17 protein-coding genes are annotated in these 21,812 nt (G+C 67.9%); 14 read left to right on the top strand and 3 right to left on the bottom strand.

Translation table 11 applies throughout. The features are described 5' to 3' along the window. Window positions 1-13: 13 nt before the first annotated feature. The gene (locus tag ARC23_RS03670) at window positions 14-5,668 is read right to left on the bottom strand and encodes an ESPR-type extended signal peptide-containing protein (protein ID WP_057495980.1); all 5,655 of its coding nucleotides are present in this window, start codon (window positions 5,666-5,668) and stop codon (window positions 14-16) included. A gap of 235 nt (window positions 5,669-5,903) precedes the next feature. Continuing rightward, window positions 5,904-6,884 (bottom strand): AraC family transcriptional regulator, encoded by a 981-nt coding sequence (locus ARC23_RS03665; RefSeq protein ID WP_057495979.1) that lies wholly within the window; start codon window positions 6,882-6,884, stop codon window positions 5,904-5,906. Between the two features lie 691 nt (window positions 6,885-7,575). On the opposite strand from ARC23_RS03665, the gene ARC23_RS03660 reads away from it, so the two are divergent. The 13 genes from ARC23_RS03660 (at window position 7,576) to ARC23_RS03600 (ending at window position 20,147) form a co-directional block, all read left to right on the top strand. Next, window positions 7,576-7,767, top strand: coding sequence for a Flp family type IVb pilin (locus tag ARC23_RS03660; protein WP_057495978.1), 192 nt, complete (start codon window positions 7,576-7,578; stop codon window positions 7,765-7,767). Window positions 7,768-7,856: 89 nt separating this feature from the next. Beyond that, a complete protein-coding gene (locus tag ARC23_RS03655) occupies window positions 7,857-8,402 on the top strand; it encodes an A24 family peptidase (protein WP_057495977.1) in 546 nt (181 codons plus the stop codon). Continuing rightward, entirely contained in the window at window positions 8,399-8,875 is a 477-nt protein-coding gene (locus tag ARC23_RS03650; RefSeq protein WP_057495976.1) for a TadE/TadG family type IV pilus assembly protein, read from the top strand. The genes ARC23_RS03655 and ARC23_RS03650 overlap by 4 nt, the downstream gene beginning before the upstream one ends. Before the next feature lie 23 nt (window positions 8,876-8,898). Then, the gene (cpaB, locus tag ARC23_RS03645; RefSeq protein WP_057495975.1) at window positions 8,899-9,939 is read left to right on the top strand and encodes a Flp pilus assembly protein CpaB; all 1,041 of its coding nucleotides are present in this window, start codon (window positions 8,899-8,901) and stop codon (window positions 9,937-9,939) included. 18 nt (window positions 9,940-9,957) lie between these two features. Next, window positions 9,958-11,316: a type II and III secretion system protein family protein gene (locus ARC23_RS03640; protein ID WP_057495974.1), complete on the top strand. Its 1,359-nt coding sequence runs from the start codon at window positions 9,958-9,960 to the stop codon at window positions 11,314-11,316. 26 nt (window positions 11,317-11,342) lie between these two features. Continuing rightward, window positions 11,343-12,599: an AAA family ATPase gene (locus tag ARC23_RS03635; protein WP_057495973.1), complete on the top strand. Its 1,257-nt coding sequence runs from the start codon at window positions 11,343-11,345 to the stop codon at window positions 12,597-12,599. Beyond that, the gene (locus ARC23_RS03630; protein WP_057495972.1) at window positions 12,584-13,933 is read left to right on the top strand and encodes a CpaF family protein; all 1,350 of its coding nucleotides are present in this window, start codon (window positions 12,584-12,586) and stop codon (window positions 13,931-13,933) included. The genes ARC23_RS03635 and ARC23_RS03630 overlap by 16 nt, the downstream gene beginning before the upstream one ends. Before the next feature lie 2 nt (window positions 13,934-13,935). After that, window positions 13,936-14,892 (top strand): type II secretion system F family protein, encoded by a 957-nt coding sequence (locus ARC23_RS03625; RefSeq protein WP_057495971.1) that lies wholly within the window; start codon window positions 13,936-13,938, stop codon window positions 14,890-14,892. 28 nt (window positions 14,893-14,920) lie between these two features. Continuing rightward, window positions 14,921-15,856, top strand: coding sequence for a type II secretion system F family protein (locus tag ARC23_RS03620; protein WP_057495970.1), 936 nt, complete (start codon window positions 14,921-14,923; stop codon window positions 15,854-15,856). Beyond that, complete coding sequence (locus tag ARC23_RS03615) at window positions 15,856-16,716, top strand: tetratricopeptide repeat protein (protein ID WP_057495969.1); 861 nt, start codon at window positions 15,856-15,858, stop codon at window positions 16,714-16,716. The genes ARC23_RS03620 and ARC23_RS03615 overlap by 1 nt, the downstream gene beginning before the upstream one ends. After that, the gene (locus tag ARC23_RS03610) at window positions 16,713-17,171 is read left to right on the top strand and encodes a DUF3613 domain-containing protein (RefSeq protein ID WP_057495968.1); all 459 of its coding nucleotides are present in this window, start codon (window positions 16,713-16,715) and stop codon (window positions 17,169-17,171) included. Before ARC23_RS03615 ends, ARC23_RS03610 begins: the two co-directional genes overlap by 4 nt. 8 nt (window positions 17,172-17,179) lie before the next feature. Continuing rightward, complete coding sequence (locus ARC23_RS03605) at window positions 17,180-19,330, top strand: TadG family pilus assembly protein (RefSeq protein WP_057495967.1); 2,151 nt, start codon at window positions 17,180-17,182, stop codon at window positions 19,328-19,330. Between the two features lie 100 nt (window positions 19,331-19,430). Beyond that, a complete protein-coding gene (locus tag ARC23_RS03600; RefSeq protein WP_057495966.1) occupies window positions 19,431-20,147 on the top strand; it encodes a DUF2968 domain-containing protein in 717 nt (238 codons plus the stop codon). A 77-nt stretch (window positions 20,148-20,224) separates the two neighbouring features. On the opposite strand, the gene ARC23_RS03595 is transcribed toward ARC23_RS03600, so the two are convergent. Then, window positions 20,225-20,611 (bottom strand): hypothetical protein, encoded by a 387-nt coding sequence (locus tag ARC23_RS03595; RefSeq protein ID WP_057495965.1) that lies wholly within the window; start codon window positions 20,609-20,611, stop codon window positions 20,225-20,227. Between the two features lie 184 nt (window positions 20,612-20,795). On the opposite strand from ARC23_RS03595, the gene ARC23_RS03590 reads away from it, so the two are divergent. Beyond that, window positions 20,796-21,620, top strand: a complete 825-nt coding sequence (locus ARC23_RS03590; protein ID WP_057495964.1) for an alpha/beta fold hydrolase — start codon at window positions 20,796-20,798, stop codon at window positions 21,618-21,620. Window positions 21,621-21,812 lie beyond the last annotated feature (192 nt).

The following is a 21,812-nucleotide window of genomic DNA, read 5'->3' as shown; positions in this document are numbered from 1 at the left end:
CCGGCGGCGGGGTTCACCACTGGATGCCGGCACCGACGGCCACGCCCGCCTCGCCACGGCTGTTGGTGGAGCCGCTGAACTTGTAGATCCAGCGCCCCCCTTCGGAGACACCGGAGATGCCCAGCGCCACGCCCGATTCGCCGTTGTAGCTGCCGGCAGCGATCGACGCCATGCTGCGCCCGGCTTCGCTGGGCTGCGGCAGCGCCGCGGTGGCCATCGCCGAGGCGATGCCGGCCGAGGCACGGTTGTCGGTCTTGCGCAGGTCGCGCTCGAAGCCGCCCATGCGCTCGTCGGTGTAGGTCTTCGACCAGTCCAGGGTCTGCGCCATGCCCGACTTCAGCTGGTCCACATTGACCGCGTCGGTGCCCGCGGTACCGGCGGCGACGTTACGCACCGTGGTCGGCCCGCTGCTGGTGCTGCCCAGTGTGACGCTGTTGTAGTTGGTGGCACCGTTGACCGTGGTGTCGTAGCGGATCGTGCCCTGCTGCGAGGCCTGCAGCTGGCGGACGTTGACCGCATCGGTGGCCTGCGAGCCGTCGGCCACATTGACCACCTGGCGCTCGGCACCGGCGGCACCCACCGAGACCGTGTTGGCCCGGTTCGCGACGGAGCCTGCACCCAGCGCCACCGAGTTGTCGGCCTGCGCCTGCGAGCCATTGCCCAGTGCAGTGGAGTTGGCTCCGGCGGCCGTCGAACCCGCACCACCGGCGGCCGAGTTGGCACCGCTTGCCGACGGATCGGCCAGGTTGTTGGTGTTGTTGGCGCGGAAGCTGCCGGCCACGTTGGTGATGTTCTGGATCTTCTGGTCGGTATAGGACTTGGACTGGTCGATGGCGTAGTTCACGCCATTCTTGAGCTGGCCGACGTTGGTTGCGTCGTGGTCATCGGAACCATCGGCCACATGGGTGATCTTGCGCTCGCTGCCGGTGCTGCCCACCGACACCTCGCCGGCCGAGTTGCTGGCGCCGGCCTGGCCGTAGGCGGCGGTGTAGCCGCTCTGCGCACCCACGCTGGCCACCGAGCCGGCACCCAGGGCGACACTGTTGCCCGCGCTGCTGCTGGCGCCGTTGCCGACCGCCACGCTGTTGGCACCGGCCGCACTGGCCTGCGGGCCCACCGCCACCGCTTCGGTACCTGCAGCCGTTGCTGCCGCAGCCGTCGAGTTCACTGCCAGGTAGGCACTGCCGCCGCCGTTGGTGATGCGCTGGTTGAGCACCCTCAGCGAGCCATCGACCGCGGTGAAGGCGGCGGTGACATTGTTGTAGTCGCCAGTGCTGAAGGTGCCGTCGGTCGCGATGGTGGAGATGCTGAACTTCGGCGCAGTCCACACGTTGGTGGTGCCGTTGTAGGCCGTGTCGCCACCGAAGTAGCTGACCAGGGTGCTGTGCGTGTTGAACAGCTGGTCGCCGGTGATCGCGTCGCTGCTGCCAGCCAGGATGTTGCCGGCGGCGACGTTGGTCAGCTTCACCGCGCCGCTGCCGGTACCGGTGAGCGTCACGCTGTTGAGCACGTTGCCCGCGCCATCCACATCGTACTTCACCGCCAGCTTGTCGATCTCGCCGGTCTGGTCGGCCACGTTGGCCAGCGAGTTGCTCACTGCATCGAAGGCGGTGCCGACGTCGTTGTAGCTGCCCTGGCTGATGCTGCCGTTGGCGGCGATGTTGTTGAGGGTATAGGTGGGTGCGGTCAGCACGCCGCTGGCATTGACCGCCGCGCCGCCACCGAGGTGGGTGGCCACCGCCTGGTTTGCGGCGAACAGCTGCGCACCATTGATGGCTTCACTGCTGGTGGCGCTGACCTGGCCCGGGCCGAGGTTGCGCAGGGTGGTGGCCGTACCACTCTGCCCCAGCGTGGCACTGGCGTAGTTGACGCTGCCGTCGCCATTGAGGTCATAGCGCAGGGCGCCCTGCTCCGAGGCCTGCAACTGGCCCAGGTTGACCGCATCGGTGGCTGCCGTACCTGCTGCCAGGTGGGTGACCTGGCGTTCGGCACCGGCTGCGCCGATGGATACGCTGTTGGCACGATCAGCCAGGCTGCCGGCGCCAACGGCGATGCTGTTGGCGGCGGTGGCGCGGGCATTGGTGCCGACCGCGATCGAGTCGGCGCCGGTGGCCAGCGCCTCGGTACCGGTCGAGTTCACCCGCAGGTACTTGGTGCCGCCGTTGCGGATATCGGTGATCTGCGTATTGAGGTTCACCAGCGAGCCATCGACCGCCGCGAAGGCATCGGTGGCGTTCTCGTACAGCCCCTGGGCGATGGCGCCGGTGGTCGAGATGGTGCTGATCTCGAACAGCGGTGCGGTGAAGGCGCCGCTGGCGGGATCGAACGCAGCGCGGCCGCCGAAGAAGCTGGCGATGGCGGTGTTGGTCGCCGCAAGCTGCCCCCCGTTGACCGCTTCCAGGCTGCCTGCGGTAACCGCACCGGCGGCGAGGTTGCCGATGGTGGTGGTGCCGGTACCGGCACCGAGCGTGACGCGGCGATAGTCCGGATTACCCGCACCATCCAGGTCGTAGGTCACCGCTGCCGCCGCCACATCATCGATGAGGCTGATCGCGCCCTTCAGCTGGACCACGTTGACCGCATCGGTATTGGCACTACCGGCAGCAACATTGGTGATCTGGCGCTCGCCGCCGCCTGCCGTACCCACCGAGACTTCACCGGCGGAGACCTGGGGTGCGGTCAGGCCATAGGCGGTGTAGCTGGCCTGTGCGCCGCGCAGCGCCGCCGAACGGTAGCCCAGAGCGACCGAGTTGGCCTGGTTGGAAGTCGCTTCGGCGCCCAGCAGCGTCTGCCCGTTGGCGGTACCCACGGCGCTGTCACCGACAATCACCGAGTGGCCCATGCGTGCGGCGTAATCGGCCGTCGGCACGCCGGTCGGGTTGCTCGGATCGTTCACGCCGTCGCCAGGGAAGGCCACGTTGGCATCGACCTTGGGCAGCTCATGGCGTGCATTGGCACCGATCACCACTTCCTTCGAACCGTTGGCGAAAGCGCCATCGCCCATCAGCACCTGGTAGTCCTGCGCGGCGTTGACCGCCCAGCAGGAGATGTCGGCCAGGGCGATATCCAGGCACTTGGCGGCCCACGCCGGCGAGTCCTTCGGCAGCAGCAGGCCCAGCAGGCCACCCGGGTTGCCGTTGTTGATGTTGTAGATGTAGCTGTCGGAGGTGACACCACCGATCAGCGTCAGGTGCGAGCTGCCGCCAGTGACGGCGCCACCCAGGCCATTGAGCGTGCTGCCGACCGGCGACAGGTTGACCACCGGCAGGCCCAGCACGTTGACCGCTGAGTAGGTCTGCATCACGTTGGCATTGCTGAGCTTGAGGTTGCCGTTGCTCAGGTAGCCGTTGCCGCCGAACAGGCTGGTGGTGGTCGGCCCGATCAGCTGGCCGACGTTGCCGACCAGGCCGCCGGTGCCGATGATCAGGCCCGCATTCGGATCAGCCGGAGCCGGCGCCTTCGGGCTGGTCGGTGGAATCGCCGAGGGCTTGGTCAGGCCGAGGCCGCTCAGCGTGCCTCCGACCAGGCCACCCACGGCACTGCCGAGATTGCCGATGGTGCCGTTCAGATTGCCGTTGAGCAGGTTGCCCACGGCGCCGCCGACATTGCCGAGGGTGTTGCCAAGCAAGCCACCCAGCCCGGTGGCCGTCGTCCCATTGAGCACACCGCCGACGGTCGTGCCGACCGTACCGACCGCGTTGTTCAGGGTCCCGCCAACCGCCCCACCCACTGCACCAACGGTGTTGTTGAGCGTGCCGCCCACGGCACCACCCACGGTGCCGACAGTGCCGTTCAATGCACCGCCCACTGCACCGCCGACACTGCCAACGGTGCCATTCAAGGCGCCACCCACCGCGCCGCCCACAGCACCGACGGTGCTGCCAACGGTGCCATTCAAGGCGCCACCCACGGCGCCGCCGACGGCACCGACGGTGCTGCCAACCGCGCCAACCGTGTTGTTGAGCGTGCCGCCCACTGCACCACCCACGGTGCCGACAGTGCCGTTCAAGGCACCGCCCACTGCACCGCCGACGGCACCGACCGTGCTGCCAACCGCGCCAACCGTGTTGTTGAGCGTGCCGCCCACTGCACCGCCGACACTGCCAACGGTGCCATTCAAGGCGCCACCCACGGCGCCGCCGACGGCACCGACGGTGCTGCCAACCGCGCCAACCGTGTTGTTGAGCGTGCCGCCCACTGCACCACCCACGGTGCCGACGGTGCCATTCAAGGCGCCGCCCACTGCGCCGCCGACGGCACCGACGGTGCTTCCGACCGCGCCAACCGTGTTGTTGAGCGTGCCGCCCAGGGCACCACCTACAGTGCCGACAGTGCCGTTCAAGGCACCGCCCACTGCGCTGCCCACAGCACCGGCCGTGCTGCCAACCGCACCAACCGTGTTGTTGAGCGTGCCGCCTACTGCACCACCTACGGTGCCGACGGTGCCATTCAAGGCGCCGCCCACTGCGCCGCCGACGGCACCGACGGTGCTTCCGACCGCGCCAACCGTGTTGTTGAGCGTGCCGCCCACTGCACCGCCGACACTGCCAACGGTGCCATTCAAGGCACCGCCCACTGCGCCGCCGACGGCACCGACGGTGCTTCCGACCGCGCCAACCGTGTTGTTGAGCGTACCGCCTACTGCACCACCCACGGTGCCGACAGTGCCGTTCAAGGCACCGCCCGCAGCGCCGGCTGCGTGGCCGACAGCCGCCACGCCGCCGCTGACCAACCCACCCAATGCCAGCGCGCTGTTCTGCGCGGCGACCGTGGCCTGCCCGGCCAGCTTGAGGTTGCGATCGGCCACGACTTCCTGCCCGTCCGGCGCCTGCACGCGCACCTTGCCGGCAACGCCGGCGTCGAAGGCCGCACGGATAGCGCGATCGTGCGTTTCACCCGGCAGTTCTTCCTTGGCTGGCAGCGCAGCAGCTACTACTGCCTTGGCCTGGCCCTGTCCGCTGATCGTATGGCCGGCCAACGCCAGGCGCGCATCGGCGTCGCCGCCAACCGTCGCCTTGATGCCTGACAGCGAGCCGCCAGCAGGACTGCCGACGTCAGCCCGTGCCCGCGCCCCGGTTTCGATCGCAGCGATGGGGTTGCCGGCAATTTTCACCTTGCCGCCAGCACGTGCGGCGGCGCCCGCGTTCGCACCCAGCGCAGCCTCGATCCCGGCCGACGCAGCCACCGCGCGTCCCACGCCGACAGTGGCCCGTACGTCGGCGGCCAGGGCCGGTACAGGCACCTGGCGCGGTGTCGGATTCGCCGACAGCTTCGCATCCACGCTGGCCGGCAGGACGTCGCGCACCACCGGCAACGAAGCAGTGTTCAGCTGCAGCCCGACACGCGCGTCGGCGCTGATCGCCGGGCTGCTCTGCGCCTGCCGGGCTGCGGCCGCCAAGGCCACCTCCGCGTCGATCTTGACCGGCATCGGCTGCGCGTACTTGGCAGCCAGCGCCTGTAGATCGCGCAACGATTGATTGGTTTCCGATGCGCCTGCGTGCCCACTGGCCAGCGCGCACAACAGTGCCAGCGCCAGGGTGGTGGGCATCAACAGGAACGCGCGCGGATCACGCGCGGCGCTGCCGCCGCTATCGCCGGTGGCCAGTTCCGAGGCCACAACCAGAGCATTGAGCTGGCGGTTCCATACACGCCGGTAGATGCGGTTCATGAGCATTTCCCCCGTAGACGAACAACTGGAATGACAGTGGACTTGCCGCTAGGCAGGTGACTGACATTTCAGCGGTTGCCACGGTGGGCGCGCACTTCAATCCGGCACGGCAATCGCGCATTCCGGCAAATCCACGGCCGGAATCGGCAGCGGGTTATGCAGAAGCGGCAACGCTATCGGCAAGCGCATGCGCATTTCCGGCAGAAAGCCGCCGAAACCCCTTGAAGCACATGGATCAGGCAGGCTGGCCGATCTGCGCGGGGGCGCGCATCAGGGTATCGCGCGGCAGCTCACCGAACACCTTTCGGTAATTGTCGGCGAAGCGCGAGAGATCCCACAGGCCGCAGCTGAGCGCGATCGCCTTGACCGAACGGCGGCTGGAATCGGCCATTGACAGGCTGCGGCAGGCCGCGCACAACCGCAGCATCGACAGGTAGCGGTTGGGCGAGGTTCCAAACAGATCTTCAAAGGCATAGCGCAGGCCGCGCTCGCTGACGCCGGCGGCGTCGCAGATCTCGTTCATGTAGATATTGCGGCGAAGGTTGAGCCGCATGAAGTTCTCCGCCCGCTGCGCGATCAGATAATGCGTACGCCGGGCGCGGCTGCAACCTGGGCGATCGGCACTGCCGGCTGCCAGCAGCGCCTGCACGTGCTCATGCAGCAGGCGCTCGGTTTCCTCGGGCTGCAGGCCGGCACCCTGCCCCAGTTCCAGATGCAGCTGCTGGTAATGGCGTGCCAGCGGCGCCGTTTCGCCGGGCAGATTGAACAGAGAAAGTGCCTGCCCGGCAGGCGGCGTGTTGCGCAGGCTCAAATCGGTCAGTTTGCGCTGCACCCGCGCCACCGGCACCAGCATCAGGGTCAGGTGCGTGCCCGGGCTCAGGGTGAACTCGCTGATGCCCTCCGGCATCACAGTCAGCGCCATCCCCGTGGTCAGCGGCACGCCGTGGCACCAGCTCAGCGTCTCGTCGGTGGCGTGCAGGTAACCCAGCATTGCCCAGTCCGGCGGCAGCATGAAGCGGCCGCGGCAATGGAACCCGCAGCTGATGCTGCAGAACAGGGCTTCCTCGTGTACGCGCGAAACGAACGCCGCCCGCGGCCCGTTGCCATCCAGCAACAGGAGCTCGACATCACATACGCGAAGCACGCCGCTCAACGTCGCCAGGTCAATCGACCGCAGGTCGCCGTCGCTGCTGTCTCCTACCCCACCATCGACCATGACAGTGTTGTCCCCCGTTGATCCGCATTGCGTTGCGGCCCCCCACTGCCTGACAGGGCGCGCAGCGTTCCTGGAACCGCCACCGCTGCCGGGCTGCCTGCCGCCGATGCGGCAAGAACCACCCCGGGTATCTACTGCGACTTGAATACGAGTATGCCCGATAATCCTCGCCGGTAAACCCATGGGCCGCACGGAACAAAATGGATACACAGGTGAAGAAAATGTCATCGCGACTGGCACGGTTTTCGCTTTCGAAACCGCTCAGCACATTATCTATACATCGATGAATCGTTTTGCCAGGAAACGGATTTGCGTCACACAAAAAGCGTGAAGGATTAAGAGACGGGCATTTTCTGCCGAATTTGCATATAGGTTCCGGTTGCAGCGCACTGCCATTCAGGCAAAGTCGGTATCACGGTGATCGAGCCGCGTGGAAGCGGTCGCACCCAGGGGGACAGCATGACCATGCATCGTTCGCACGACATTCCGACCTGCGGCCCGGCGCCGCGCGGCGGAGTGCGCACGAAGGGCGCCCCACCTGGAGCCGATCACCCTGCTTGAGCACAGTGGGCCATTGCCTGCCGTGCCTCCTCCGCCAGGATGTGCGGAGGTCCACGGACGATCCCGGCGGAGCCGGGCCACCGCCCAATGCAGGTGTCCTGTCGCAGACAGGTAGAGGGAGACAACCGTCATGAACGCTTCCATCCGCAGGTTCCTGAAAGAAGAAGACGGCGTGACCGCGCTGGAGTATGGGCTGCTGGCCGCAGTGATCGCCGGCGTCCTGATCGCAGTCGGCAACGACAAGATCAAGGGCTTCTTTGAAACCCTGTTCGACAACCTGTCCGCGCTCGCCACCAAGGCTTCCGGCGCCGCGCCCAAGTAGTGCGCCCACCCACAGGTGGCGGGCCTTGGCCCGCACGGGAAGACTTGGGCCTTGGACAGACCGTCCAGTGACGGACGATGGGGTGTGCGATGACACTGCTGGGATTGTTGGCCATCGGCGTAAGCCTGCGGATCGCCATCAGCGACCTGTATGCCCGTCGGGTGCCCAACGCCTGGCTGCTGGCGGCGTGCGCGATCTCCATTGCATTGATCGTTGCCGGCCAGTTCAGCGCACCGCGCCTGCCGTGGAGCTCCCACGTCGCCGGCGCGGTGCTCGGCCTCGTCGGCTTGCTGCCGTTCTACGCCGTGCGCTGGATGGGCGCCGGGGACGTCAAGTTCTTCTCGCTACTGGGGCTGATGCTGGGCTGGCAGGCATTGCTGCCGGTCTGGATTACCGCAAGCCTGGCCGCCGGCCTGCATGCGGTGCTGATACTGGTTTCGCGCCAGCTCGGCGCCGCCCTGCCGCTGGGCCTGCAGGGCCAGGTCGACCGGGCCAGCGCGCAATGGCAATCACACCCGGCGCTGCGCGACATGCTGGCTGCCCGCCAGGGACGGCGCGGCATTCCCTATGCCGCGTACCTGGCACTGTCGGCCATCGGCTGGGTCCTGATACGCACCTACGGAGACATGTCATGAGCAGGCGCAGTCCTCGTCGGCAACGTGGCGTGGTCAGCATCGAATTCGCCCTGATGCTGATGCTCGGCCTGCTTCCGTTGCTGCTGTTCACCTTTTCCGGCGTGATGATCATGGCCGCGCAGCAGACCCTGGCCACCGCCTCGGCGGAAGGGGCCCGCGCGTCGTTGCGCTTTGGCACTGCGGGCGAGCGCCGCACCGCAGCCTGCGTGGCCGCACGCGCCTCGATGCAGTGGCTGTTGCAGTTTTCCGGGCAGGCCGTTGACTGCAGCAATGGGGGCAGCAACGCCATCGTGGTTTCTGCGCAGGCTCCCTGCGAAGGCCTGGCCACGGCGCAGTGCATGACGGTAACCGTCAGTTACGACTATGCCGCATCCCCATTTCTGCCCGGCACCGCCACGCTTTACAAGTGGGTGATGCGGGCGCCCATCCGTAGCGTTGCCGTTGCCCAGCTCGACCTGGGCAGCGGCAACTGACGATCGGTACAGGAGACGCACCCATGCTCAAACTGACCCGCATCGCTGCCATCGGCCTGATCGGCCTGGCTGTGCTGCTGGCGCTGATCGCCTTCATGATCGGGCGCAAGCCGGACGCCCCGGCGACGGTCACGCCGACCGCGCACGGCCAGGCCGAGACCATCACCGTGGTGGAGGCCGTGGCCCGCCTGCCCGCCGGTGAACCGATCACCGCCAACGGCCTGCGCCTGGCGCAGCGCACCACACCGGTGGCGGGCGCAGCGACTACCCTCGCCGCCGTGGTCGGCAAGGTTCCCGTGCAGGACATCGCCGAAGGCACCGCCATCAGCGGCAGCGCACTGGCGCAGGGCTTCTCGCTGCAGCTGCGGCCCGGCGAGCGCGCCCTCGCGGTGCCGGTGGACGAGCTGGTCGGCGCTGGCAACCGCATCGTGCCGGGCGATTTCGTCGATGTCTTCCTGAACCTGCGCAATGCCCAGCCCAACGTCAACAGCCCCGGCGAGGCAGCGCAGACCCGCCTGCTGCTGTCGCGCCTGCGCGTGCTGAGCTACGGCCAGCAGGACATCGCACCGGTGGCCACCGAGGTCGCTGCCGACAACGGTGCCGATGCCCGCAACGACCCTCGCGCGGCCGATATCACCAGCGGCAACACCAGCGGCCACGGCGGTGCCAGCGAAACCACCCAACCGGCGCGCAGCGCAGTGCTGGCGGTGCCGGTGGCCGATGCCAACCGGCTGCTGCTGGGCGCCCAGCAGGGCAAGCTGTTCCTGGCCCTGCGCAATCCCGCTGACACCGGCCTGCCCGACCTCGCCCTGTTCCCGCAATCGCGCGGCGTGATCGATCCGATGCGCGGGCTGGACGCAGAGCAGCAGCTGGCGCTGCAACGCCCGGAAAACCATGCCTTCGCGGGCCTGGACAGCGATGCGCTGGCCGGTCGCGGCGCCGCTCCGGCGCGCAGCGCCAACGATGGCCCCGCCCGCGCGCCGGCCCCGCGCCGCAGCACCCCGCGCGCGCCGGGCATCGAAATCATCCGTGGCGACAGCTCCACGCCGCGCGGCTCCCTCTGACCTGCATCGAGCGCCTCCATGACCGAACGTCGCCGCAGTCCACGCCCCTCCACCCGCCAGCGCTGGCTGGCCCTGCTGCTGGTGCTGCTGGCACCGGCAACGAGCGTGGCCGCCGACGATCTGGTGCTGCAGGCGCGCGAGCAGCGCCCCTGGACCCTGCCGGCGGATCTGGAGCGGGTCGCCATTGCCGACCCCGGCGTGGCCGACCTGGTGATGCTGCGTGGCCAGCGCCAGGCATTGCTGGTGGGCAAGATGCCCGGCACCACCACCCTGCTGCTGTGGCACCGGAAGCAGGCCGAGCCGCAGCGCGTGCAGGTGCGCGTGCAGAGTGCGGTGCAGGGTGCGGCCGGCAGCGGCGGCAACGATCTGCTGTTCACCCAGCAGGACCAGCAGGGCCTGTTGCAGGGAAGCACCGACAGCATGCTCTCGCACATGCAGGAACAGCGGACTGCGGCGATGGCACTGGGCAAGGAGGGCGCGCTGGTGGATGCCTCCACCATCAGCAGCGGCGGGGTCGTGCAGGTCGAAGTGAAAGTGGTGGAATTCAACAAGACCGCCATGAAACAGATCGGCATCAATTTCCAGAACCGCAATGGCGGCTTCGCCTACGGCTTCGCGCGTCCCGGCTCCCAGCTGCCGGGCAATACCGGCCTGCTGCCCGGCATGACCGAGGGCGAAAGCAGCAATGAAGCCAGTTCGCCTATCTCTTCCGCGTTCCGCCTGGTGTTCGGCTCCACCAAGGGCCTGTGGAACGCTGATGTCGAACTGCTGCAGAGCAACGGCATGGCGCGCGTACTGGCCGAGCCGACGCTGGTTGCGCTGTCCGGGCAGAGCGCCAGCTTCCTGGCCGGCGGCGAGCTGCCGATCCTGGAGCCGCAGGGCCTGGGCACCACCACCATCACCTACAAACCGTTCGGCATCGGCCTGACCGTCACGCCGACCGTACTGGCGCCGAACCGCATCGCACTGAAGGTGGCACCGGAGGCGAGCGACCTGGACTACAGCAACGCCATCGTCCTCAACAACGTGCAGATTCCCTCGATCACCACCCGTCGCGCCGACACCACCGTCGAGCTGGGCGATGGCGAGAGTTTCGTGATCGGCGGGCTGGTCAGTTCCAACATCGTCTCCAACGTCAACAAGATTCCGTTGCTGGGCGATCTGCCGATCATCGGCTCGTTCTTCCGCAATTTCGACTACAAGCGCCAGGACAAGGAACTGGTGATCATCGTCACGCCGCGGCTGGTGCAGCCGCTGGCACGCAACACCGAACTACCGCTGCCCGGTGAGCGCGAAGCCAAGCCGAACCTGCCCGAGTGGGGCGCCTGGCTGCTGGGCCCGGTGAGCCGGGACCCGGTGCCGGGCTTCTCGCGCTGATTCCCCATGCCTGCGACCCCACGCCCATGCCCTACGCCACCGCCCATACGCTGCACCCGCAAGGCCCGCCGATGAACCTGGTCCTGTACGGGATGGATCGCGAGTTGCTGCCCCGGCTGGCGGCCAAGCTGCCGCCGACCACCACCCTGCATTGGCAGGACAGCGGCGCGCCGACCTCCGCACAGGACCTGCAGCGCGGCCCGCAGAGCCTGGTACTGCTGGACTTCAGGCCCGAACATGCGGCGGCGTCCAGCGTGCTGGCGCAGCAGTTGCAGCAGACGCAGCCGGAGCTGACCCTGGTCGCGGTCGGGGCCACCGGTGCCGGCCAGGTCGAAGGCGTGGTCATCGCCCTGCGCGCTGGACTGCGCGATGTGCTGGATCTGGACAGTGACAATGCCGGCATCGAAGCGGCGCTGCGTCGTGCCCTTTCACCGCGCCCGGCGGCGGTGGCACAGCACGCGCACAAGGCACGCCTGATCGTGCTGCTGGGGGTACGTGCCGGGGTTGGCACCAGCACCCTGGCCGCGCATCTTTCGGTGCTGGCACAGCAGACCCGTGCGCTGGCCCAGGGCGACGGCGCGCAGCAGGATGGCCTGCTGGTGGAAATGGCACAGCCCTCCGGCGACCTGGCCCTGTATCTCAACCTGGACAGCCGCTTCCACTATGAAGATGCGCTGCGCAATGCCAGCCGCATCGACGCCACGCTGGCACGCACGGCCATGGCCCGCCACGATTCAGGCTTGGTGCTGCTCGACCGCGCCAGCGGCAGCGATGCCTTGCCGCCGTCCGACCCCGGCGCGTTGCTGCAGCGTTTGCGTGCAGTGTTCTCCAGCGTCCTGTGCGACGCCGGGGGCTGCCCGCTGCGCCAGCTGCCGCCGCTGCTGCTGGACCAGGCCGATGAAATCTGGCTCATCACCGACGCATCGATCGCCACGCTGGTCTCGCTGGACCAGGCACTGAAGCACCTGGCCGGACAACGCGAACGTGAGAAGCGCCTGCAGCTGGTGATCAACCGCCATGACGACAGCAGCGGCATGAGCCCGGAACAGATCGCGCGGCGCTTCGAGGTTCCGTTGCTGGCCACGCTGCCCGAACGTCCGCGTGTACGCCTGGCCGCCAGCCAGGGTCATCTGCTGCTTCAGGATGCTCCGCGCGACCCTTATCTGCGTGCCCTCGCCCCGCTGGTCCCGCGCCTGGATCCGGCAGCCTGCCCGGTCCAGGCACAGGGCCTGCGGGAAAGACTCTCCCTTGCTTTGGGTGGATCGCAATGGAAGACAAGGTAACTCCGTTCCCGCACGCCGTGGCCCGCCCGATGCAGCCTGACAGCGCGCCGGGCCACCTGCCGTTCGCGCAGACCGAGCAGTACCAGAAGGTGCTGTCGGCAGCGCACGAGCACCTGCTCAACAGCATCGAAGACGAGCGCATCGACATCGACTCGTGGGCCCCGGACACCATCGCCCGTTGGGTGCAGGTGCAGACCGTGGGCTTCATCCAGGAATGGCGCATCCCGATCAACGAAGAAGAGATGCAGGTGGTGGCCGAGGGCCTGGTCAAGGAACTGACCGGCTTCGGCCCGCTGGACGATCTGCTGCATGATCCGTCCATCGAAGACATCCTGATCAACGGCTTCAAGGATGTGCACGTTTCCCAGGGCGGCCAGCTCAAGCGTGCCACCCAGCGCTTCACCGATGACACGCATCTGCTGCGCATCCTGCGCCGCATTCTTGCCCCGCTCGGCCGTCGGCTGGACGACTCGAACCCGATGGTTGACGCGCGCCTGCCCAACGGCGGACGGCTCAACGCGATCATTTCGCCGTTGGCCGTGGATGGGCCGATGGTGTCCATCCGCAAGTTCCGCAAAGACCCGTTCACGCCTGACGAACTGCTCGCCAAGGGGACCTTCGATGCCCCGATGCAGGCGCTGCTGAAAGCCATGGTGCTGGGCCGCTGCAACATCCTGGTTTCAGGCGGCACCAGCTCGGGCAAGACCTCGCTGCTCAACGCACTGGCCAGCTATGTGCCGGCCAACGAGCGGGTGATCACCGTGGAAGACACCGCCGAGCTGTCGCTCAACCATCCACACGTGGTGCGCCTGGAAAGCCGCATCGGCGGTGCCGAAGGCCACGGTGCGGTGAGCATCCGCGACCTGGTGCGCAACAGCCTGCGCATGCGCCCCGATCGCATCGTGGTTGGCGAGGTGCGCGGCGCCGAGGTGCTGGAGATGCTGCAGGCAATGAACACCGGCCACGATGGCTCGATGGCCACCATCCATGCCAATTCGCCACGTGACTGCCTGTACCGCATCGAGATGCTGGCCGGGTTCGCCGGCTTCCAGGGCAGCGAGGACAGCCTGCGCCGCCAGATTGCCAGCGCCATCGACTTCATCGTGCAGATCTCGCGCCTGGGCAGCGGCCGCCGCGTGCTGGTGTCGATCACCGAGATCACCGGCGTCAGCGACAACCTGATCACCACCCAGGAGATGTTCCGCCACGAAGTGCAGATCGACGGCAGTGGCCGCGAAACCGACCGCTGGATCGGCCTTGGCTTCCATCCGCATTCGCACAAGCTGGAGCCGTTCCGGCAGCAGCTGCGCGAATCGCTGTATGGAGACTTCTGAGCATGGGTACCGGCCTGCTGCTGGGTGTACTGAGCATCATCTCGGTGCTGCTGGCACTGGCGGCATGGCTGTGGGGTACGGCCAGCAGCCGCGAGCAGCGCCAGGCCTCATTGCAGCACACCGAGCAGCAGTTGGCGCGCGGCAGTGGCGCCGGCGCGCTGCCGGCCGGTGCATCCATTGGCGCCGCCAATGATCCGGCCCGCCCGACGGCCAGTGGCCGCCGCGGCCTGCCCTGGGATGGACTGCTGCAACGGGCGGGGCTGGCGCCTGGCTGGAAACTGCCGTTGCTGCTGGTGGTACCCGGGGTGGTGCTGTCGGTGGTAGCGGCCATGCGCCTGGGAACGGTGTGGATGTTCCCCTTGACCCTGCTGCTGTACCTGCTCGGCTGCTGGCTGTGGGTGATGCGGCGGATCACCAGGCTGCGCGCGCAGTTGCTGCACCAGATGCCGGATTTCCTCGACAACCTGGTACGCCTCACTGCGCTGGGCAACAGCCTGCAGGCCGCTTTCCAGGTCGCCTCGATGCAGACCAGCGCCCCCCTGCGCGGCCTGCTCGACACTACGGTGCGCTATGCCCGCAGCGGCATGGACCTGGACCGTGCGCTGGGCCTGGCCGCGCAACCCTACCGCATGGACGTGCTGAAAGTGCTGGCGGTGGTGATCGGCGTGAGCGTGCGCATCGGCGGCCGTGCCGACCAGATCCTGCAGCGCATGGGCGACTTCATGCGCGACCTTGAACAGGCCCAGCAGGAACTGGCGGCGACCACCTCTGAAACGCGCATGTCGGCCTGGGTGCTTGGCCTGCTGCCCCCGGCCAGCGCGGTACTGATGGCCATTTCCAGCCCCGAGTTCTTCCAGCCGGTGCTGCACGATCCCCTCGGGCACAAGGTGCTGCTGATCGCCCTGGGCCTGGAGCTGGTCGGCGGGTTCCTGCTGTACCGGCTGGCCAAATCGCTATGAATGCCTGCTGTTGCCCGGAGAGCGACCGATGAGTGCCAGCGTCTGGTTCATGCTCTCGTTGCTGGTGCTTGCCGCCGGCCTGGCCCTGCTGGGCATCGCCGCCTGGGTCCGCAGCGATCGCGAGCATCGCACGTCTTCCACGCTGAAGACCGCGCTGCAACCGCGCGGCGAAGCGCGGGAGGCCGAGGCCACGCGGCGCGATTCGCTGGGCTGGCTGGAACGCTTCGGCCGTGCGCTCAGCGGCGGCCGCCTGGAGGCCGCGCTGCTGGCCAGCGAGGATCGCCTGCTGCTGGACCTGGCCGGCTGGAACACCCGCCGCGGCACGGCCATCTACCTGGGCCTGCGCCTGCTGCTGGCGCTGCTGGTACTGGCACTGGCCCTGGCGTTCAGCGAAGCACAGGGCCTGGGCAAGGTGATGGTGGTGATCGGCGCACTTGCCGCTGGCCTGCTGCTGCCCAAGTTCGTGCTGTCTTCGTGGGTCAAGCGGCGCCGGCGCGCTGTCGACAACGAACTGCCGCTGCTGATCGATCTGCTGCGCCTGCTGCAGGGCGTCGGGTTCAGCATGGACCAGAGCCTGCAGACGCTGGGCGACAAGCTGCGCGAAGCACTGCCGGTGCTGGGCGCTGAACTGCAGGACGCCAATGTGGCCTATACCCACGGGCGCACCCGCGCGCAGTCATTGCGGCGGCTGAGCGAAGTCTACGGTGATGACGACCTGGCCAGCCTGATGCAGTTGATCCTGCAGGTACACGCGCACGGTGGTGCGGTGCAGGAACCGCTGCGGCAGTTCAGCCTCCGCCTGCGCGAGCAGCGCCGGAACAGCTTGAAGGAGAAGGTCGGCAAGCTGTCCGTGAAGATGACCGTGGTGATGATGCTGACCCTGTTGCCAGCACTGATGCTGGTGCTTGCCGGCCCGGCGCTGGTTGCGCTGGCCACCACCATGTCCAAGATGGGATCCGCCTGATGCCTGCCCTGCGCACCACCTGCCTGCTTGCCTTCAGCCTGGCCACTCTGGCCAGCGGCTGCGCCTCGACCACGCCGAAGTACCTGCGTGCCCCCACCCTCGCCGCGCCCGAACCCGCCCCGCAGGACAGCCGCAACGCCTACCTGGAGCTGATCGGGCGCATGCAGCAGCAGGGTGCCTGGTATGCCTCGCTGGCCCATGTCGATGCGTTCCGCCAACGCTACGGAGATCCGCCGGCGCTGCGCCTGCTGCAGGCCGATGCGCTGCGCGAGACCGGCCAGGCCGACGGCGCCATCGCCCTGTATCGCGAACTGTCCAGCGGCCCGCAGGCCGCTGCGGCCGCGCACGGGCTGGGCCTGATCGCCGCCCGTCGCGACGATGATGCCGGCAGCGAACAGGCGCTGGAACGCGCCACCCAGCTGCAACCGTTGAATACCGACTATCTGGGCGATCTCGGTTACGCCCGCCTGCGTGCAGGCCGGTTCGAGCAGGCCCGCGAGCCGTTGGCCAAGGCACTGGAACTTTCGCCCGGCAACGCCAAGGCCACCGCCAACCTGGCGCTCTGGGCGGTGCTGCGCGGCGACAGCGCCACGGCCGAGCGCCTGGTTGCGCAGGCCCACCTCAACGAGGACACGCGCCGCAGCATCCAGCAGCAGGCCCAGCAGATCCGCCTGCGCCTGCAGCAGCGGTCCGCGCCTGTGGCGGTGGAGGCAACGGCCCCCGCCCGTGCCGGCAGCAGCACCCGGTTTGCCGCCGAGCCGCGCCGCGAGCAGCGCGACACGCGCGAGCCGCAGCGCCTGCCCCCCTCGATGCTGGAACGCTTCAGCACCGCCTCCCCCACAACCGGAAATACGCCATGACCGCGACGCCTCTGATTCGACGCCTGCTGCCTGCGCTGGCGTGTGCGCTCGTCGCCAGCACCGCCCATGCCCAGCAGACACCGCTGACCGGGCAGATGCTCGGTGGCCCGGCACCGGCCGCGAGGACCCAGCCGATGCAGGCCGAAGCATTGGCAACGGTTGATCTGGCCGCACCGGCCGCGCCGGCGCCGCTCGTTGCGCCGGCGCCGCTGGCCGAGGCCGCGGAAAGCCCGGTGCCCGCGCCTCGCCGCGAAGCACTGCCGGACGGCGAGACCACGCGCAACCTGTTCCGCCTGCAGGCGTCCGGGCAGCGTGCCGGGCAGCCGCTGCCGATCCTCGGCGACCAGGCCACGCTGAGCTACGCCCGTTACCTGAAGAGCTTCGAACACGAGATTCCCGACTTCTTCGAAACCGATGTCGCCAGGTCCAAGGACGCATCCTCATCCGGACGCTGAGGTAGGCCATGAGACGCCCCCGCCAGTTCAGCTTCAACCGCCCACGTGGCGGCATGTCGGTCACCATGATGCTGGTGATGCTGGCCATGCTGGCCATGCTCGGCCTGATCGAGATCGGCTACCTCTTCTGGGCCAAGCGTGACGCGCAGAAGGTGGCCGACCTGGCCGCGCTGGCGGGTGCACAACGCCTGGAACTGTGCAGCGCGGACAACAGCGACAACAGCGCCGCACGGCAGAGCGCGGTCACCCAGAACGGCTTCGCCGGCACGCTGCAGATCCGCTGCGGCAACTGGAGCGCCAGCCGCGGCACCGGCAATCGTTTTGCCGCCACCGTGGACGCGAGCAACCCGCGCAATGCCGTGCAGGTTGTCGCCGAGCGCAGCGTGCTGCCGTTCTTTGGCCAGAACACAAGCCTGCCCACGGTCAGCGTGGAAGCGGTGGCCCGCCGCTCCGAACCCACCGCGGTGTTTGCGGTCGGCTCGCAGCTGCTGCGCACCAAGGGCGACGCGTTGCTGCTGTCCACCCTGCGCATGGTCGGCCTGGATGTGAGCAATGCCACCGTGCTGTCCTACGACGGACTGGCCCAGGCCAACGTCACCCCGTCGGGCCTGCTGAAGGCACTGAACATCCCGGTCACGGCCAACCTCAGCGTGGCCGACTTCAACCGGCTGCTGTCGGTCAACAAGATCTCGCTGGCCCAGCTGGTCGACGCCACCGCCACCGTGGTCGGCCGCGATACCACGGTCGGACTGCAGCTGCGGGCGCTGTCGGACCTGGTCGCCACCCAGCTGGACATCAACAAGCTCAACATCGTGCTCGGCAGCCAATCCGGCGGCGGCGGCCTGTTCGCCGAGGTCGTCTCGCCCGACGGCACGGTCGGCAGCGCGCTGGAATCACAGATCAATGTCCTCAACCTGGTGACCACCGCCATCTCCATCGCCAACGCGGGCAATGCGGTCACCGTGCAGGGCCTGAACCTGCTCGGCATCAACGTGCAGGCGGGCGTGGTCGAGCCGCCGTCGATCGCGATGGGCGGCGTGGGCACCCGCGCCTACAACGCCCAGGTGCGGCTGATGGTGGATGTGGACAGCAACAACCTGTTCGCGCTTGGCCCGCTGCTGAATCTGCTGGGCACACGGCTGCACCTGCCAGTGCACGTGGACGTCGCCAACGCGATGGGCACGCTGACCGGCATCCAGTGCGGCGCAAGCCCGCCGAAGGCAACCATCCAGGTGGACTCTTCCGTGCTGCGCGCCTGCGTGGGCAATGTTGCTGCCGCGCAGCGCTTCTCCAAGAGCAATGTCTGCGATGCCACGCTGCAGAACGAGCAGCTGTTGAAGCTGCTCGGCCAGCCGTTGATCACCGACAGGATCACCCTGCCGGCGCTGACCAGCACGCAGAGCCTGACCCTGGCCGCCGGCGAGACCGGCTCGACCCAGATCAATCCGTTGGCCCTGGGCAACGCGGTCTCCGACCTGGTCAACGAACTACTGCGCGTGCTGTCGGGCATGCTGAGTTCGCCCCAACAGGGCATGAGCGCCAATGACACCGCCAAGGCCCTGGCCGACCGTTATCTGCAGGCGGCGTTCCCTTCCGGCGGGCGCTACAACGTCGATCAGGTCATCCCCCTGCTGCGCGATGGCGACGCCTCACGCAACCTCGCACCGCTGGGCAACTGGACAGTGAAGAACGGCGTGCCCAAGCCCTGCCTGCTGGGCCTGACCACCTGCTGGGAAGATGGCTCGGTGTGGACCGGCTACAGGACCACCGTCACCGGCCAGGGCCTGGGCCTGCTCGACGGCCTGCTCGGCTCCCTGGTGGGCGGCCTGCTGATCAACCGCTGCGACAGCCTGCTCGGCAACCTGATCGACTACAACGGCTGCGTGCGCAACAACCTGGCCTCCTACATCCAGACTGCGCCGGCCGGCTTCCTCGACGGTAGCGCCGGCAGCGGCGTCACCAGTCCCGGCGGCACCGTCAGCTGCAGCGGCCTGCTGTGCACGCTGCTCAAGCCGGTGCTGGCCGCACTCAAACCGGTCCTCAACAACGTCGGCACGCTGCTGACCAACCTGCTGGCCGATGTGCTGGGGCTGGAACTGGGCCGCACCGACGTCAACGTGCAATCGATCCAGTGCAGCGCCGCGCAACTGGTGTATTGAGCCGTGACGGGCGCCCTTGGCGCCGCCCGTACCCATGCTAGACTCCCGGCGGGGAACCACCTTCATCTCAACCCACACTTCACCCGTGGATGGTCTAGACATGCGAGAAACTTCAGGGGGCGCGGTCTTCACCCGGCACGCGCGCAGCGCGGCAGTGGTGGCCGTGGCCGTGATGCTGGTGGCACCGGCGGCAATGGCGGCCCGTGGCGACCGCGCCGCTGCGACGGAAGAGCCGGCGGCGCGCAGTGCACCGGTCGTGCGCAACACCGTCGATGAGCTCAAGCAGCTGATGGATGCGCGCCAGCTGACCGAGCTGCGTACCACCTACAACGGCAACTATGGCGCCAGCCTGCTGTTCAACGCCAGCACGCTGACCTACTACGTTGCGCTGTTCCAGGAAAAGAACTTCTGGCGCGTGATCAAGACCGACGCCGTTGACAACGCCGAGCGCGTCTACCGCACGTTCGCGCAGCAGTCCGAGCAGCTGGCACAGGTCTACATCGACACTACGCGCCTGGAGGCAGGCAAGCGCTATACCGAGCGCCTGGTGGCCTACAACGAGGCGCGGCTGCGCACCCTGCAGCAGGAAATGGAACAGCAGCAGGCGCAGTCGGCACAGGTCAGCGCCGCTCTGCAGCAGGCCCAGCAGCAGGCGGTCAGCCTCAGCACCGACGTGCAGAGCACCAACAGCCAGCTGGACGCCCTGCAACGCCGTATCCACATCCTGCAGGCCGAACAGGGCAACCCGGAGTTGAGCCTGCCCAAGCCGGACAGCGTGCCCTCGCCGGCACCGGCCGCAGCCAGCGACGGCCGCTGAGAGCGGCGCTCACGGCATTCCACCCGACGGCGCCCTACGGCGCCGTCGTCGTTTTCGGCACTCTTCGTCCCGCCGCCTCACTGGCACGCAGCATGGACCGCGTCATCCAGTTGCCGGCGCTGCACGAAATCCAGCCGCCTGCGTTTCAGCAGCGCCTGTTCGCGCTGGCGCCGGGCACGGTCGCAGGCTGCTGCATCCGCACTGATCGTGATCAACGCGCCCTGTGCCCGGGCGGCACGCCGCTGCCGATGCGAGGGCTTCACTGGCGTGATCGCAGGGGCCACCGCACCGCGGGGCAGGGACTGCTCCGCCGGGATCTCCCAGCGCCACGCCGCACGCCCCGGGCAGGGCGTCTGCTGGTAGACCGGATGCGGCCCATCCACGCATTTGTAGACCCGGGCCTGTGCCTCCACCACGCCCGGCAACAGCAGGTACAGCATCAGGAACCATCGCGTGGCGGTCATCCGGGCGTTCCAAAGGCAGACTGCGAACATCCTCGGCGCGCGGCTCTGGTCCCGCCAGAGCGAAATGCGCCACATCCCCTGCAATCCAGCACAGCGGTGCAAGCCCGGTGGCCGCACCTGCGCTGTACTGCCGGAGGCACCGGCAGCCTGCCGATGCCTTCCCTCTTCCGCCAAGGAACCTGCAATGAGCAACTTCGTCACCGTCGCCGACGGCGCCCGCATCTTCTACAAGGACTGGGGAACCGGCCAGCCGATCGTGTTCGCCCATGGCTGGCCGTTGTCCTCCGATGCCTGGGACCCGCAGATGCTGTTCATGGGCCAGAACGGTTACCGCGTGATCGCCCACGACCGCCGCAGCCACGGCCGCTCCAGCCAGACCTGGAACGGCAACAACATGGACACCTACGCCGACGACCTGGCCGCGGTGATCGAAGCGCTGGACCTGAAGGACGCCATCCTGGTCGGCCATTCCACCGGTGGCGGTGAAGTGGCGCACTACATCGGCCGCCATGGCAGCAAGCGCGTAGCCAAGGTGGTGCTGGTCGGCGCTGTGCCGCCGCTGATGCTCAAGACCGCCAGCAATCCGGCCGGCACCCCGCTGGAAGTATTCGACGGCATCCGCAAGGGCACCGGCGGCGACCGTTCGCAGTTCTTCAAGGACCTGACCACACCGTTCTTTGGTGCCAACCGCGATGGCAACAGCGTCACCCAGGGCATGCGCGATTCGTTCTGGCTGCAGGGCATGCTGGGCGGCGTCAAGGGCCAGTACGACTGCGTGCACGAGTTCTCGGAAGTGGACTACACCGACGATCTGAAGAAGATCGATGTGCCGGCGCTGGTGGTACACGGCGACGATGACCAGATCGTGCCGTTCGATGCCTCTGCCAAGCTGTCTTCGCAGATCATCAGCAATGCCGAGCTGAAGGTCTACGCCGGCGCCCCGCACGGCCTGACCATTACCCACGCCGACCAGTTCAACGCCGACCTGCTGGCGTTCGCACGCCGTTGATGTGCCGCGGCGGCACCGAATTGGTGCCGCCGCTCCTTCGGTCGCAAAAAAGGGGACGGAGGGGATCAAGTCGTTTGTGCACAAACGACTTGATCCCCTCCGTCCCCTTTTTTGTCAGATATCGCTGTGGTGGTGTGGTACCCCGGTCCTCGGCAGCGGATCGTGCCCACCCACGAAGTGACGCCACAGCGG

Source organism: Stenotrophomonas beteli (assembly GCF_001431665.1).
Taxonomy (GTDB): Bacteria; Pseudomonadota; Gammaproteobacteria; order Xanthomonadales; family Xanthomonadaceae; genus Stenotrophomonas; species Stenotrophomonas beteli.
This window is presented reverse-complemented; position numbering and strand designations above follow the sequence as displayed.

Coding starts and splice junctions, on each gene's coding strand:
- ARC23_RS03670 (WP_057495980.1), bottom strand. CDS start 5,668: ATGAACCGCATCTACCGGCGTGTATGGAACCGCCAGCTCAATGCTCTG.
- ARC23_RS03665 (WP_057495979.1), bottom strand. CDS start 6,884: ATGGTCGATGGTGGGGTAGGAGACAGCAGCGACGGCGACCTGCGGTCG.
- ARC23_RS03660 (WP_057495978.1), top strand. CDS start 7,576: ATGAACGCTTCCATCCGCAGGTTCCTGAAAGAAGAAGACGGCGTGACC.
- ARC23_RS03655 (WP_057495977.1), top strand. CDS start 7,857: ATGACACTGCTGGGATTGTTGGCCATCGGCGTAAGCCTGCGGATCGCC.
- ARC23_RS03650 (WP_057495976.1), top strand. CDS start 8,399: ATGAGCAGGCGCAGTCCTCGTCGGCAACGTGGCGTGGTCAGCATCGAA.
- cpaB (WP_057495975.1), top strand. CDS start 8,899: ATGCTCAAACTGACCCGCATCGCTGCCATCGGCCTGATCGGCCTGGCT.
- ARC23_RS03640 (WP_057495974.1), top strand. CDS start 9,958: ATGACCGAACGTCGCCGCAGTCCACGCCCCTCCACCCGCCAGCGCTGG.
- ARC23_RS03635 (WP_057495973.1), top strand. CDS start 11,343: ATGCCCTACGCCACCGCCCATACGCTGCACCCGCAAGGCCCGCCGATG.
- ARC23_RS03630 (WP_057495972.1), top strand. CDS start 12,584: ATGGAAGACAAGGTAACTCCGTTCCCGCACGCCGTGGCCCGCCCGATG.
- ARC23_RS03625 (WP_057495971.1), top strand. CDS start 13,936: ATGGGTACCGGCCTGCTGCTGGGTGTACTGAGCATCATCTCGGTGCTG.
- ARC23_RS03620 (WP_057495970.1), top strand. CDS start 14,921: ATGAGTGCCAGCGTCTGGTTCATGCTCTCGTTGCTGGTGCTTGCCGCC.
- ARC23_RS03615 (WP_057495969.1), top strand. CDS start 15,856: ATGCCTGCCCTGCGCACCACCTGCCTGCTTGCCTTCAGCCTGGCCACT.
- ARC23_RS03610 (WP_057495968.1), top strand. CDS start 16,713: ATGACCGCGACGCCTCTGATTCGACGCCTGCTGCCTGCGCTGGCGTGT.
- ARC23_RS03605 (WP_057495967.1), top strand. CDS start 17,180: ATGAGACGCCCCCGCCAGTTCAGCTTCAACCGCCCACGTGGCGGCATG.
- ARC23_RS03600 (WP_057495966.1), top strand. CDS start 19,431: ATGCGAGAAACTTCAGGGGGCGCGGTCTTCACCCGGCACGCGCGCAGC.
- ARC23_RS03595 (WP_057495965.1), bottom strand. CDS start 20,611: ATGACCGCCACGCGATGGTTCCTGATGCTGTACCTGCTGTTGCCGGGC.
- ARC23_RS03590 (WP_057495964.1), top strand. CDS start 20,796: ATGAGCAACTTCGTCACCGTCGCCGACGGCGCCCGCATCTTCTACAAG.